This is a genomic window from Flavobacterium ponti, assembly GCF_042652765.1.
Lineage (GTDB): Bacteria > Bacteroidota > Bacteroidia > Flavobacteriales > Flavobacteriaceae > Flavobacterium > Flavobacterium ponti.
The window spans coordinates 391,608-406,628 of sequence record NZ_JBHSGW010000001.1 but is presented as its reverse complement, the minus strand read 5'-3'; the positions used below and the strand labels follow the sequence as shown (position 1 = coordinate 406,628).

Annotated in this window: 14 protein-coding genes; 9 read left to right on the top strand and 5 right to left on the bottom strand. The window is 29.7% G+C overall.

Features of this window, described 5'->3' with window-relative positions; genetic code table 11:
• Positions 1-100 precede the first annotated feature (100 nt).
• Together ACFO3U_RS01755 and ACFO3U_RS01750 are read left to right on the top strand one after the other, a co-directional pair.
• Complete coding sequence (locus ACFO3U_RS01755; RefSeq protein WP_379737851.1) at positions 101-1,450, top strand: sigma-54-dependent transcriptional regulator; 1,350 nt, start codon at positions 101-103, stop codon at positions 1,448-1,450.
• 5 nt (positions 1,451-1,455) lie between these two features.
• Complete coding sequence (locus ACFO3U_RS01750; protein WP_379737849.1) at positions 1,456-2,784, top strand: sensor histidine kinase; 1,329 nt, start codon at positions 1,456-1,458, stop codon at positions 2,782-2,784.
• Positions 2,785-2,875: 91 nt separating this feature from the next.
• Here ACFO3U_RS01750 and ACFO3U_RS01745 read toward each other — a convergent pair whose 3' ends face one another.
• The 3 genes from ACFO3U_RS01745 to trmB are packed head-to-tail and all read right to left on the bottom strand — an operon-like array spanning position 2,876 to position 4,527.
• Complete coding sequence (locus ACFO3U_RS01745; protein WP_379737848.1) at positions 2,876-3,211, bottom strand: MGMT family protein; 336 nt, start codon at positions 3,209-3,211, stop codon at positions 2,876-2,878.
• A 5-nt stretch (positions 3,212-3,216) separates the two neighbouring features.
• Positions 3,217-3,843 carry a LysE family transporter gene (locus ACFO3U_RS01740; protein WP_379737846.1) on the bottom strand — a complete coding sequence of 209 codons (627 nt, stop codon included), beginning with the start codon at positions 3,841-3,843 and terminating at the stop codon, positions 3,217-3,219.
• Positions 3,844-3,852: 9 nt separating this feature from the next.
• Positions 3,853-4,527: a tRNA (guanosine(46)-N7)-methyltransferase TrmB gene (trmB, locus tag ACFO3U_RS01735; protein WP_379737845.1), complete on the bottom strand. Its 675-nt coding sequence runs from the start codon at positions 4,525-4,527 to the stop codon at positions 3,853-3,855.
• Positions 4,528-4,629: 102 nt separating this feature from the next.
• Between trmB and ACFO3U_RS01730 the strand changes: the two genes are divergently transcribed.
• Positions 4,630-5,448, top strand: a complete 819-nt coding sequence (locus ACFO3U_RS01730) for a UDP-2,3-diacylglucosamine diphosphatase (RefSeq protein WP_379737843.1) — start codon at positions 4,630-4,632, stop codon at positions 5,446-5,448.
• A 21-nt stretch (positions 5,449-5,469) separates the two neighbouring features.
• On the top strand, positions 5,470-6,513 hold the full coding sequence (locus tag ACFO3U_RS01725; RefSeq protein WP_379737841.1) for a glycosyltransferase: 1,044 nt from the start codon (positions 5,470-5,472) through the stop codon (positions 6,511-6,513).
• Here ACFO3U_RS01725 and ACFO3U_RS01720 read toward each other — a convergent pair.
• Together ACFO3U_RS01720 and ACFO3U_RS01715 are read right to left on the bottom strand one after the other, a co-directional pair.
• Positions 6,496-7,539, bottom strand: coding sequence for a sensor histidine kinase (locus tag ACFO3U_RS01720; RefSeq protein WP_379737839.1), 1,044 nt, complete (start codon positions 7,537-7,539; stop codon positions 6,496-6,498). The two genes, ACFO3U_RS01725 and ACFO3U_RS01720, sit on opposite strands and share 18 nt — an antisense overlap.
• The gene (locus tag ACFO3U_RS01715) at positions 7,539-8,222 is read right to left on the bottom strand and encodes a response regulator transcription factor (RefSeq protein ID WP_379737837.1); all 684 of its coding nucleotides are present in this window, start codon (positions 8,220-8,222) and stop codon (positions 7,539-7,541) included. The genes ACFO3U_RS01720 and ACFO3U_RS01715 overlap by 1 nt, the downstream gene beginning before the upstream one ends.
• 179 nt (positions 8,223-8,401) lie before the next feature.
• Between ACFO3U_RS01715 and ACFO3U_RS01710 the strand changes: the two genes are divergently transcribed.
• The 5 genes from ACFO3U_RS01710 (at position 8,402) to ACFO3U_RS01690 (ending at position 15,008) form a co-directional block, all read left to right on the top strand.
• On the top strand, positions 8,402-11,197 hold the full coding sequence (locus ACFO3U_RS01710; RefSeq protein ID WP_379737835.1) for a TonB-dependent receptor: 2,796 nt from the start codon (positions 8,402-8,404) through the stop codon (positions 11,195-11,197).
• Positions 11,198-11,345: 148 nt separating this feature from the next.
• On the top strand, positions 11,346-12,491 hold the full coding sequence (locus tag ACFO3U_RS01705; protein ID WP_379737833.1) for a hypothetical protein: 1,146 nt from the start codon (positions 11,346-11,348) through the stop codon (positions 12,489-12,491).
• Positions 12,492-12,601: 110 nt separating this feature from the next.
• A complete protein-coding gene (locus tag ACFO3U_RS01700) occupies positions 12,602-12,940 on the top strand; it encodes a T9SS type A sorting domain-containing protein (protein ID WP_379737831.1) in 339 nt (112 codons plus the stop codon).
• 104 nt (positions 12,941-13,044) lie between these two features.
• Positions 13,045-13,896, top strand: coding sequence for a T9SS type A sorting domain-containing protein (locus ACFO3U_RS01695; protein ID WP_379737829.1), 852 nt, complete (start codon positions 13,045-13,047; stop codon positions 13,894-13,896).
• Between the two features lie 101 nt (positions 13,897-13,997).
• Positions 13,998-15,008 (top strand): LuxE/PaaK family acyltransferase, encoded by a 1,011-nt coding sequence (locus ACFO3U_RS01690; protein ID WP_379737827.1) that lies wholly within the window; start codon positions 13,998-14,000, stop codon positions 15,006-15,008.
• The last annotated feature ends 13 nt before the right edge of the window (positions 15,009-15,021 follow it).

Below are 15,021 nucleotides of genomic sequence, written 5' to 3'. Positions count from 1 at the left end.
GAAATTTAAAATTTATAAGTTATTGATTATCAAATATTTATAAATTAATTAAAGAATCAAGTGTTCGTTTTTGAACACTTTTTGTACGAAACTGAACACCATGAAAAAAACGCAAGCTTCTATTTTAGTAATTGATGACCAAGAAGATATTCTTTTTAGTGCCAAAATGTTATTAAAAAAGCACTTTGAAACCATTTATACCTTGAGTAATCCTAAAAATGTGATTCAACTTTTGGCAGAAAATGAGATTGATTTGGTCTTACTAGACATGAATTATCGCATTGGTTTTGAAGACGGAAAAGAAGGTATGTATTTGCTTAAGGAAATCAAAAAATTGGTTCCCAATACTGTTGTAATCTTAATGACTGCTTTTGGAAAAGTAGAAACAGCTGTAGAAAGTTTAAAATTGGGAGCTTTTGACTATATTTTAAAACCTTGGGATAATGACAAAATGCTTGAAACCATCAAAAAAGGAATTCAAGAACGAAGAAAAGTGGTTTCAAAAGAAGTAAAAAACGAAAATGTAACTTCCTACTTTATTGGACAATCAAAATCCATTGAAAAAGCTTATGCTTTAGCTCAAAAAGTAGCCAAAACAGATGCTAATGTTTTAATTTTAGGTGAAAACGGCACTGGAAAATATGTGATGGCAAACTATATTCATCAAAACTCAGAACGAAAAAATGAAGTTTTTATTCCAGTTGACTTAGGCTCGTTGAATGAAAATATTTTTGAAAGTGAATTATTTGGTTATGCAAAAGGTGCTTTTACGGATGCCAAAACTGATACCATAGGTAAATTTGAAGCGGCTCAAAATGGTACTATATTCTTAGATGAAATTGGCAATGTTCCTTTGCATTTGCAATCTAAATTATTGCAGGTAATTCAGACCAAAATGGTTACCCGTTTAGGAGAAACCAAGCAAAGGCCTTTAAACGTAAGAATCATTACGGCAACCAATATGAATCTCAAAGAAGAAGTACAACAAAAAAACTTTAGAGAAGATTTATATTATCGCATCAATACCATGGAAATTGTTTTACCAGCTTTGCGAGAACGAAAAGAAGATAAAGTTCCGTTAGCTCAATTTTTATTAGAGAAGATGATTGCTAAATATGAACGAAATGAGATTGTTTTTGATGAAAAAGCTTTGGAACAAATAGAAAAACATGCTTGGCATGGAAACATCAGAGAAATGGAAAATCGCATTGAACGTGCTGTAATTCTATGTGAAAATAACATGATTAAAATTGCAGATTTGGATTTAGAAAACATCACAACTTTTGATGAAAACACAGATGATTTTCAACTTTCGGACATTGAAAAAGTAGCTATTGAAAAAGTCTTGGTGAAAAATGAATTCAACATCAGTAAATCAGCTGAAGAATTAGGTTTATCTAGAGCTTCCTTATACAGAAGAATGGAAAAATATGACATTGATAATAAGTAATAAAAATGAAATCATTTAAAATTTATAACCAACTTTTTATTAGAATTATAATTCTTTTAATTGGATTTGGAATAATATTTTTTATCTATCAAAAAGGATTGATTTATACAGCTATTTTTTGTGGCTTGGTTTTAATTTTAATGCTTGTTGAAATGTATCAGTTCATTAAAAATGCTTTTCTTATTTATGATAAAACTATTGCTTCTATTTTAGAAAGAGATTTTTCTTCTGATTTTTCTAAACATAAATCACAAGATAATTATGCCAAATTATTCAAGCTTTATGCTGTTTTAAAAACTAAACAAAATGAAGAAATTTCAAAAGATATCATCTACCAATCTATTTTAAACAATATTGATACGGGCATTTTAATTCTTCAAAAACAAGAGGGAAATTGGACTGTTTTTTTAATGAATGATTATTTTTCAAGTCATTTTAATGTGCCAAAAGTCTCTAAATGGAAATACCTTAAAAACCAATTTCCTGCTTTGTGCGATTTGATTGAATCCAATGGTTTTGAAGAACTAAAAACCACTTTACAGATTAGAGTCAACAGCGAAGATTCACAAACATTTGTTATGCAAACTTCAAGAACTAAAACCTATAACCAAGAATATTATGTGGTTTTATTGGATTCGATTCAAAAGGTTATTGAGAAAAAAGAAAAAGAAGCTTGGATTAATTTGATGAAAGTGATTTCACATGAGCTTTTAAATTCGTTGACACCTATTCGCTCGTTATCACAAAATTTACATGAATTAGTCCAACAAGAATCGCTTTCGACAGAAGATTTGGATGACATGAAACAAAGTGTTGTTACTATGCTCAACAGAAGCGATCATTTGCAACAATTTGTGGAGAGTTATAGAAAACTAGCTATGTTACCAACACCACAAAAAACAAAAGTTGAAATTAGTGAGTTAATTGAACAATCTCTTACAATTATGAACTCTTTATTTAAGCAACATAAGATTGAAGTTATAAATGAAATCAATCAAAAACGTTGGCTTTATGTAGATGCTTATCAAATGGAACAAGTGTTTATTAATTTGTTTACCAATAGTATTTTTGCTTTAGAAAATCACGAAAAAAAACAAATAACTATTTCGGCTGAAGCCAAAGAAAAACGCTTTTTCATTAAAATTATTGATTCAGGAAACGGAATAGATACTGAAATTGAAGATAAAATATTTCTACCTTTTTTCACTACCAGAAAAGAAGGAGCAGGAATTGGTTTAACCTTGTCTAAAAATATTTTGGAAGCCCATGGTGGTTATTTAGCTTATCAAAATAATGAAACTCAAACGACTTTTATGATTTGTTTGATGGAGTGATTTGTGTAATTATTTGTGATTTTTGAGGAATTAGGAAATAATTTTTCAGTAAACGATAACTTACTGAACACTAAAAACTGATAACTGAGCACTAAAAATCAGGTTCCCAAAAATGCTTTTCAAAATTTACAATTTGATTGTCAACTACTTGAATTCCTTCTGATTCTAAAAGTTGCTGCATTAAGTTTGTTCCTCCAAAATGATGTTTTCCAGAAAGCAACCCTACACGATTTACAACTCTATGAGCTGGAATATCGTCCATATTATGAGAAGCATTCATAGCCCAACCGACCATTCTTGCTGAACGAGCTGCTCCAAGTGCTTTTGCAATGGCTCCATAGGAAGTCACTTTGCCATAAGGAATTTGTCGAGCTACTTTATAAACTCGCTCAAAAAAATTGTCATTATTAGGGTTCTGTTTTTGCAAATCAATTATGTTGAAAACATTTTATACAAAGAAGTTATTGCTACAATTCCGGTTACAGCTGCAATTAAAAAATTAATATTATTGGTAATAAATCCAACCCTATGCTCTATTTTTTTGAATAATAATGCATAAATATAAAAAATAAAATAAGTTCCTAATGCTGCTGCAATGGAGAAAATTATAATTGACAATAAACTAAAGTTAAAAATATTTTTAGAAGCTAATGTTAAACTTAAAAAAGCATAATATGGAACTGCAAACATATTTAAAGAAGACAAGGTAATTCCATAAATAATTCGGTTTTTTTTATCTTTTATTTCAACCTCTACATTTGGTTTTTTAGATTTCAATCCAGCATAAATAAATCCAATTGTCAGAAGAATAAAAATTACAACTCCAAATTTCTTTAAGTTATCACTAATTACTGGATGACTATCTAAAAATTTTGCAAAATATAAACCAGTAAAACATTGAATTAAAACTACAAAAACAGCACCATAAGCAAAAAGTAAAGCTTGTTTTTTATTCTCGGTTATGCTCAATTTAGCAATAGTCATATTTAGCATTCCTGGAGGAAAAATGCCTATTGCAGCAATAAAAAAACCTAGAACAAATGGTAGAATTATAGACATGAATGTGTTTTATTTTATTCTGAATTTAATATAAGTAATAGCTTTATTTTTCTCTAAATATTGATTTTCATAAAACGTTTGTATACTTGTAACCTCTTCTGGTGAACCTTCATTTTTATATACATCATGATTGGCATAAATAACTTCATGACCTTCACCGTGTAATAATCCTAAAGTATAACCATGCATGAACTCGCTATCTGTTTTTAAATTCATAATTCCATTTTCTTTCAACACTCTTTTGTAGCGTTGTAAAAACTCAGTATTAGTCATTCTATGCTTAGTTCGCTTATATTTTATCTGAGGATCAGGAAAAGTAATCCATATTTCATCCACTTCATTTTCGGCAAAACAATCTTCAATTAATTCAATTTGAGTTCGCAAAAAAGCTACGTTTTTCATTCCTTCTTCAACAGCTGTTTTTGCACCACGCCAAAACCTTGCTCCTTTGATATCAATTCCTATGAAATTTTTATTGGGACTATGCTTTGCTAAACCTACGGAATATTCTCCTTTTCCACAACCTAATTCTAATACTAAAGGATTGTCATTTTTAAAGAAATCGCTATTCCATTTACCTTTCAAAGGGAAATTTCCAGAAGTTACTTCATCTCTCGTTGGCTGAAATACATTTTCAAAAGTTTCGTTTTCTTTAAAGCGCTTTAATTTGTTCTTACTTCCCACTGAAATTTAATTTTTGGTAAAATTAATAAAAATAAAGTTTTGATAATCTTTATATAACTTTATTACTTCTAAAAAGTTCTTTTTTTGTAAAAATATTTTATTTTGAAGAAAAGAAAAGTTGAACTGGTTGTAATTTCTGATGTACATCTTGGAACATATGGGTGTCATGCTAAAGAATTACTGGATTATTTAAATTCAATTAAACCAAAAACACTGATTTTAAATGGTGATATAATTGATATTTGGCAATTTAGAAAATCCTATTTCCCACAAAGTCATTTAAATGTTATCAAAAAAATAATTTCTTTAAGTTCAAAAGGCACAAAAGTGCATTATTTGACAGGAAATCACGATGAATTTTTACGAAAATTTACTGATTTACAAATGGGTAGTTTGAGTTTACTGAATAAATTAGTGATAGATTTAGACGGACAAAAAGCTTGGATTTTTCATGGTGATGTTTTTGATTCTTCCATAACGCATGCTAAATGGCTAGCAAAATTAGGTGGTTGGGGTTATGATTTGCTTATTTTAATTAACCGATTCATCAATTGGATTTTATCCAAAATGAAAAAAGAACCTTATTCACTTTCCAAAAAGATTAAAAACAACGTAAAATCTGCTGTAAAATTCATTACCAATTTTGAAAATGTTTGTACCGAATTAGCTATTGAGAACAACTATGATTATGTAATATGCGGCCACATTCATGAACCAAAAATGGAAAAAATCAAAACCGATAAAGGTGAAACGATGTATCTAAATTCAGGTGATTGGATTGAAAACTTGACCGCTTTGGAATACAACAATAAAAAATGGAAATTGTATCGACATGAGTTGCATAAAATTGCTGTAGATGAGGAACATTTTGAATATGAAAATAAATTAGCGGAACAATTTATTTCTGTTTTAAAAAATTAAATTTGTAAACAATTCATTGCCATGAAGAAAATTATAGTTGCTCCTTTAAATTGGGGTTTAGGTCATGCTACTAGATGTATTCCAATTATTCAAGGATTATTGGATAATGGTTACGAACCTATAATTGCTTCAGATGGAGTTGCTTTGGAGTTACTAAAAAAAGAATTTCCTAAACTTATTTCTTTTGAATTGCCTTCCTACAATATTCAATATGCTCAAAAAGGCAAAAATTTTAAATGGAAAATGATTGCACAAATCCCAAAAATCATTTCAACCATAAAAAAAGAAAGAAGAAAAATACATAAAATTCTTAAAGCCTATAATTTTGATGGAATAATTTCGGATAATCGTTTAGGTGTTTATTCAAAAGATGTTCCTTCTGTTTTTATTACACATCAATTAAATGTTTTAACCGGAAACACTTCTTGGATTACCACAAAATTACACAAAAAATACATTCAAAAATTCAATGAGTGTTGGGTTCCTGATGTTGAGAAAAATCCAAATTTATCTGGAAAATTAGGTCATCCGACAGAATTAATAAAAAATGTAAAATATATTGGTCCATTAAGTAGATTGTGCAAAAAACCAATGCCAATTAAATATGATTTGATGGTTTTACTTTCTGGACCTGAACCTCAACGTACTATTTTAGAAGACAAAATCATTACTGAATTAGAACACTATCCAAAAAAAGTAATTTTTATTAAAGGAGTAATTGAAAAAAAGCAATTTAAAGAAAAAATAGGAAATATTACCTTTTATAATTTTATGAATAGTGAAGAACTTGAAACCACTTTTAATGAAAGTAATCATATTCTTTGTCGTTCTGGTTATACTACTGTTATGGATTTAGCCAAATTAAATAAGAAAGCTTTTTTTATTCCAACTCCTGGTCAATATGAACAAGAATATTTAGCTAAAAAATTTGACAAGGAAGGCATTATTCCAAGTTGTAAACAAGAAAAATTTAAAATCGAAAAGTTAGAAAAGATTACTTTCTATAAAGGCTTTACTAATTATAGCAAAAAAATAACTTGGAAAGAATTATTTGATCTTTTCTAAAGTAAAAGAGAATTCTGAACCAACACCATATTCGCTTTCTATATAGATTTTTTCATCGTGACCTTCCACAATATGTTTTACTATTGCTAAACCTAATCCAGATCCACCTTCGCTACGAGCACCACTTTTATCAACTCTATAAAAACGTTCAAACAATCTTGAAATGTGCTTCTTTTCTATTCCTTCACCATTGTCAGTAATTCTTACAATGACTTTATTATTAACTAAATCTTCAATACTAACTTCAGTTGTGCCATTTTCTTTTCCATATTTAATGGAATTCATAACCAAATTAGTAACAACTTGTTGAATTTTTTCGTGATCCGCAAAAACTAAAACTTTTTGTTTGTATTTAACATCAAAAGTAAGTGTGATATTTTTCTTTGAAGCGCGCATTTCTAATAAATCGAACACATTTTGTACCACTTCAACTATATCAAATTCTGATAATTCAAGATTAATATCTCCAGTTTCAAGCTTGGTTATCATATCCAAATCTTTTACAATATAGATAAGACGTTCAACTCCTTTTTCGGCACGTTGTAAATATTTTTTTCGAATATTTTTATCGTCCATTGCACCATCTAAAAGTGTCAACAGATAACCTTGAACCGTGAAAAGTGGTGTTTTTAATTCATGAGAAACATTTCCTAAAAATTCTCGTCTGTATTCTTCTCGAATTTTTAAGGTTTCAATTTCAAGCTTTTTATCTTTTGCAAATTTTTGAACTTCTTTAGTCAAAGTTGCCATGTCAGTAGTAATAGACTGATTTCTAAAAGAGCTATTTTCTAAAAGTGAAACATCATCATAAATCTTTTTAACCCTTTTATAAATAAATTTTTCTACACGATATTGCAATACAAGAAAAGAAAAGGAAAAAGTGGCTATTATAAATAATACAAAATATAGAATTGGTATCTCTGTTATAAAAAAATGAGTTATTCCTAATAAAACACCCAAAAACAGACTTATGTATAAAGAAGATATTGTGGCAAATTTGTATGACTTTTTGAAATTAAATAGCATTAAAATTCAATTTTATACCCTACTCCTTTAATAGTTTTGAAGAAGTCATCTCCAATTTTTTCACGAAGTTTTCTAATATGAACATCAATAGTTCTTCCACCAACAATTACTTCGTTACCCCAAACTTTATCAAGGATTTCATCTCTTTTAAATACTTTTCCAGGTTTTGAAGCTAATAAATAAAATAATTCAAATTCTTTTCTTGGTAAAATTATCTCTTTACCGTCTTTAACAATTTTATATTCTTCTCTATTAATTTCAATACCATTAACATTTAATATATCTTCTTTTTCTTCTTTTTCTTTTAAACGTCTTAATAAAGCCTTAACCTTGCTAACAAGAATTTTTGGTTTTATGGGTTTAGAAATGTAATCATCTGCTCCTGCATCAAAACCTGCTAATTGCGAATAATCTTCAGCACGAGCCGTTAAAAAAGTAATAATTGTATTTTCTAATTCGGGTAATTTTCTAATGTTTTCACAGGCTTCAATACCATCCATCTCTGGCATCATCACGTCCATGATAATTAAATGAGGAATTTCTTTTTTGGCTTTTGTAACAGCTTCTCTACCATTAGTTGCAGTAACTACTTGATAGCCTTCTTGTGATAAATTATAACCTACGATTTCTAAGATATCTGGCTCATCATCAACCAATAAAATTTTAATTTCTCTTTTTTTCATGTAACAAAAAGTTTTGATTTTGTTTGACAAATGTAAAGATAAAATAAAATCTTTTAACCAGTTAACAATAATTTAATCTATTAACATTATGGTAACCTCAGATAAACCTATTCATAACAAACGAGTAACACTAAAGTAATTTAACGACACGTTCTTTGCACAAAATATAAAATCACAAAATGAGACTACAATTTTTATTATTTACCTTATTATTATCTTCTTTCTGTTTTGCACAAAAAGCTACAGTTTCTGGTGTTATACTAGATAAAGAATATGACAACGAACCTTTAGCTTTTGCTAATGTTATGCTGAAAGGCACTTCAAATGGTACTTCAACAGATGAGAATGGGAAATATACTTTAACTGTTTCTCCAGGAAGCTATACTTTAGTAGTAGGATTTCTTGGATACAAATCTGCAGAAATTCCTTTTACTGTAAAAGCAAACGAGAAAAAAGTTATTAACTACACTTTAGAAACTGAAGGTGTAACACTTGAAGATGTTGTATTAACTGCAACAGTTACACAAGAAAGTGTTAAGGCCCTTTTGCAAGAGCAACAAAAAGCAGTTGAAATTAAACAATCAATTGGAGCAGAAGAAATCTCAAACAAAGGTATTAGTGATGTAGCTGCTGCTGTAACTAAAACAACAGGAATTACTAAACAAGAAGGTTCAGGAAGTATCTACGTTAGAGGATTAGGTGATAGATATAATTCTACTACTTTAAACGGCTTGCCATTACCATCAAATGACCCTACAAAGAAAAATATTAATTTAGAAATTTTCTCAACTGATATTGTAGAGTACATTGGAATAGACAAAACTTTTAATTATAAAAATTATGGAGATTTTGCTGGAGCAAATGTTGATATTGTCTCAAAAAATTATAAAGGTGATGGAACTTTAGAAGTTGGAACTGGTTTTGGAGGAAATTCAAATGCAATGCAACAAGATAAATTCTACCTTCAAGATGGTCCTAGCTTTCATGGTTTTAGTAATGAACCAATTCCTAATGATCCTTTGTCAGCCTATAACTTTTCTACTAGTTGGGACAAACAAGCTGCAACACCTGTAAATAGTTCTTTATATCTAAGAGGTGGAGATTCATATTCATTTGGGGATTATAGCAAAATCAGTTTCTTTGTAAATGCTTCTTTTGACAATGCATATACTTACAAAGAAGGTGTTAGAAGAGGTAGTGTAAATGCTCAAAGTTTAGCTATTAAAGATCTTACAAGAAAAGCATATGATTATCAAACCAATTCAAATGCAATGGCAAACATTAATTATAGAATCAATGAAAATCATAGCCTTCGAATTAATTCAATGTTAATTAACTCAGCTTCTCAAAACCATGAAGAGTTCAACGGAATTATTGATGCAAACGGAACAGCACAAAATGGTGGTGGTTTTATACGTCGTTCAACTTTTGACAGAACTTACTTATTGGTAAACCAACTTTTAGGTGACCATAAATTTGGAGAAAGAATAAAATTAGATTGGGGATTATCATACAACTCATTGACAAATGTGATTCCAGATCGTATGCAAAACACAATAGTTCCTATTCAATTTGATGACCCAAATTCTCGTTTAGTAGCTTCTGATATCAATCAAGCAGATAACCACAGATATTATCAAGAGATGACTGATGATGAGATTGCAGGTAACATAAATTTATCTTACAAATTTGGAAAAAATGAAGATGGTAATTACAAAGGAAAATTAATTGGAGGTTATAGTGCTCGTTATAAAGAAATTAACTTTGACGCAACTCAAATTAACTTAGCAGTTACAAGAAGTAACTTCGATTCACAACCAACAGTAGACTTAAATAATCTTGATGGATATTTCAACCAATCAAATCTTGATGCTAACTTCTTTAAATTAAGAACTTTTAGAGGAGACGTTAATACTGCAAACGCATTGGATCCTCAAAATTTTAATGGTCAACAAATAATTTCTGCTGGATTTGGAGCTATTGAATACCAATTTACCCCAAAATTATATGTTATTGGTGCTTTTCGTTCTGAATTCATTATTCAAGATATTTTTTATGATACTTCATTAAAACAAGGAAAGACACTTTTTGACACTATGGAATATCTACCATCTCTATCTGCTAAATATGAATTAAATGAAAAACAAAATTTAAAATTAGCAGCTAGTAAAACCTATACTTTACCACAATACAAAGAAAGAGCACCTTTCTTATTTGAACAAGTTGGACAATCTTACCAAGGGAATACTAATCTTTACAATTCAACTGACTACAATTTTGATTTAAAATGGGAATATTTTCCTAAAGGTGGTGAAGTTATATCTATAACAGGTTTTGGAAAATATATCCAAAATCCAATCAACGAAGTTATTATTGCATCAGCAACTAATGATATTTCTTGGGTAAATTCAGGAGAAAAAGCAGTTGGTATTGGTGCTGAGTTAGAAATCAGAAAAGATATCTTTAGTTTAGAAGGTTCTAATGATAAGAAAATTAATCTTTCTTCAGGATTAAATATATCTTATTTACATACAGATCAAGATTTAGATTCTGAAAAAGTATTTAGAGAAACTAATGGAACTTTTACTTCTTTCTTCACAAATAAAAATTCAAGATTAACAGGTGCATCAGATTTATTGGTTAATGCGGACGTAAGTTACAATCAAGCATTCTCATCTGAGCAATCTTTAACAGCAACTTTATCAGGAGCTTATTTCTCAGACAGAATATATTCTTTAGGGTCATCTTTAAAAGGAGACTTAGTGGATAGTGAAGTCATTACTTTAGATTTTATTTTAAAATTTAAATTAAATAAGAACATTGGATTTGGCATCAGTGCAAAGAATTTAACTAATCCTACAATTGAAAGAGTACAAAAAGGTGCTACAATTGAAGATGTTAAATATAATGATGTAGTAGTTGACTCTTATAAAAAAGGTAGAAACTTTAGTTTTTCAATGAAATATTCATTCTAAACAATTAGTTAACATTAAATAAATATTAGAGAGGTTTTTATAAAGCCTCTCTTTTTATTTTTAATAAACACTTAACATACAGGTAAAATTATAGTAGCACTACACAACTACATTTGTACCATCAAAATTAAATAACACAAAAAACACAATGAAAAAACTTATTTTATCAACATTAGCAATTGCTGCTTTAGTATTTACATCTTGTTCAAGAGATGAAGATTCAACTCCAACCCCAAGTGGTGTGGTTAACATTAATTCAGAAGATTTTAAAGGAGAATTAACTGCTGGTCAATCAGCTACTTTAGACGCTTCTAAAACTTATAAATTAACAGGTTCATTCATAATTAAAGCAGGTGCTACATTAACTATTCCTGCTGGAACAAGAATTGAAGCTACTGGTGGAACTTCTTCTTATATTGCTGTTGCTCAAGACGGATTAATTTACATTAACGGAACTGCAACTAGTCCAGTAGTTATGACAAGTGGTAAATCTGTTAAAGCTACAGGTGACTGGGGTGGTTTAGTTATTTGCGGAAGAGCAAATACTAACAAAGGTGGTTCAAACGGTGAAACAGCAACTTCTGAAGTTGGAGATTTAACTTACGGTGGAACTGAAAACAATGATAGCTCAGGAGTTATCAAGTATTTAAGAGTTGAGTACACTGGTGCTGCTTTTAATGCTGATAAAGAATTTAATGGAGTATCGCTTTTTGGTGTAGGTGCTGGTACTACATTTGAATATGTTCAAGCTTACAAAAGTGGTGATGATGGAATCGAATTTTTTGGTGGAGCTGTAAATGCAAAATATTTAATCGCTTTACATAGTGAAGATGATGCATTAGATTTTGCTGATGGATTCTCAGGTTCAATTGAATTTGGTTACATTAAAGATGTTGCAAAAGCTGGAATTGAAGGTTCAAACAATGGAGATAATGGATCTGCATTACCAACAACAAATGCTACTTTAAAAAACATATCTATTGTTAAAGGAGCATTAGCTGGACAAGAACATGGAATGTATATTAAAGAAGGTGGTGGAAAATGGACTGCTCAAAATATCTATATTCAAGATTTTGCTAAAGGAATCAAAATTAATGCTACAGATGCTCCAGCAAATGCAAGTATTACTAATGGATTTATTACTTTTAGTCCAATACAATTTTCAAACATTGCAGGTGACTTATCAGAATATGCTGGTACAAATACAACATATATGACTCAAGGAACTGCTAATGGTGCTGGAAACAACGGAGATACTCCAAGTTGGGCTGCTGGATGGACTGTAGGTCTATAATTAAACCAAGATAAAACTTATAATTAATCCCTCTTCGGAGGGATTTTTTTTGTGGTATACTTATTGTTATTAATATTTTTGTATATTTACACTATTAAATTCATCCCCAAATGAAGAAAAATTACGTTTTAACTCTAATTTTAGCATTTTGCTTCCTTACTTTCGAAGGTTTTTCGCAAGAAAGCAAGTCTGCTATGGGTAATTCTCAAGAACCTACTATTGAAGGATTATCAATCTACCCAAACCCCGTTAGTAACGGCAAATTGTACATTACATCAAAATTAGGATTAGAAAAAGAAATTCAAATTTATGATGTACTGGGCAAAAAAGTGTTTGACACTACTACAAGCGTAAAAGAAATTAATATTTCAAACTTAAACGCTGGAGTCTATATTATAAAAATCAAAGAAAAAGAAGCAACTACCTCAAGAAAACTTATAATCAAGTAGTTAATAGGTATTTTTTTTTATTTTTTGTATATTATTATTTTGTTAACTATTTCACAGTTATGCAAAAAATAACTACTTTTGTAACAAATTAAAAAAAACAAAAAATGAAAAAACTTTACTTTTTATCTTTATTATTAGGTTCTGCAATTGGTTTTGCTCAACCTGTTTTGACAGCAGTTGTAGATGGGCCATGTACAGGAGGTACTCCTAAAATGTGTGAAATTTTTGCTAAAGGGACTGTTGATTTTACACAGTTTTCAATACAAAACCAAACTAATGCTGGAACTACTTGGGGAGCAACTCTTGACTTATCTCCTCTTGGAACAAGAACTAATGAATTTGTTTATGTATTAAACACTGGAAGTTTAGTTTTTGCAACTCCTGAATTCCCTTCTGTTGTTGCAGGGAACTCTATTGAAGGTGGTGTGTTAAATTTAAATGGAGACGATCGAATTAGAATTATCAACACTGCAACAACTACTGTGATTGATCAATTTGGAGTTTCTGATGTTGACGGAACTGGAACAACTTGGGAATGGTTAGATACTTATGCAAAAAGAAACAATGGTACTGGACCTGATGCAGGTTTTGTTGAAGCTAACTGGACATTTGCTGCTGTTGATGGTTTAGATGGAACAGGAACATGCTCTAATGCTACAAACCCTACATTACAAACTATAGTTGGTTTAGGAGGTTATACATTATCTACAAAAACTTTTGATGCAATCGCTGGTTTATCATTATATCCAAACCCAGTTTCTGGAAATGTATTAAACATTACTTCTGCTGCTAATTTAGATATGAATGTAGCTATTTTTGATGTATTAGGAAAACAAGTTATCAATACAAAAGTAACTAACAACACTGTAAACGTTTCTAACTTAAACGCTGGTGTTTATATCGTTAAAATTACTGAAGACGGAAAAACTGCAACTAGAAAATTAGTAGTAAAATAGGTTTAGATGCTGAAATAAATTCAGCATGACAAAATATATATTAAAAGCATCAACATTACGTTGGTGCTTTTTTATTTTATATTTTTGCTAAAAAATTTACATTGATTCATTCTAACGATATATTTACCATTGCTTCCAAAAAGGAATTTGAGAAAATCGCACTTAAGGTTTTCCGTTTTCAATTTGATAATAATATCGTATATCAAGAATTTTGTCAACTTTTAAATAAGAACAAAGAAAATGTAAAGTCTCTAACTGAAATTCCATTTTTACCGATTCAATTTTTTAAAAGCCACAAAGTTTTAAGTTCTAAAGATGTTATTCAAACAACATTTACAAGTAGTGGAACAACCGGAATGCAAACCAGCAAACATTTAGTAACAGACATTTCTTTATATGAAGAAAGTTATAGAAGTGCTTTTTCTGAATTTTATGGAAACATTGAAGATTATTGTGTTTTGGCTTTGCTTCCTTCCTATTTAGACCGAGAAGGTTCTTCTTTAATTCACATGGTTGATGATTTGATTCAGAAAAGTAATCATATAGATAGCGGGTTTTATTTAAACAACTATGAACATCTTTTAGCAAAATTAATGCAATTAGATGCTATGGGTGAAAATGTTTTATTAATTGGTGTTTCTTACGCGCTTTTGGATTTAGTAGATGCTATAAATAAAAAAGAACATTCTTTTTTAGAAGCTTGGAAAGGATTAAAAAATACTATCATTATGGAAACTGGTGGCATGAAAGGCAAAAGAAAAGAAATGATTCGAGAAGAATTACATGAGATTTTATGCCAAGGTTTTGGTGTTCCTGTAATTCATTCTGAATATGGAATGACTGAATTATTATCTCAAGCTTATTCATTAGGAAACGGAATTTTTGAATGTCCCAATTGGATGCAAATCTTAATCAGAGATACTGAAGATGCTTTGTCTTATGTAAACGAAGGCAAAACAGGTGGAATTAACATCATTGATTTGGCTAATATCAATTCATGTTCGTTTATTGCTACGCAAGATTTAGGCAAAAAATATCCCAACCATTCTTTCGAAGTGCTGGGACGTTTTGATAATTCTGATATTCGTGGATGTAACCTTATGGTTATTTAGTTTTTGTTGAATC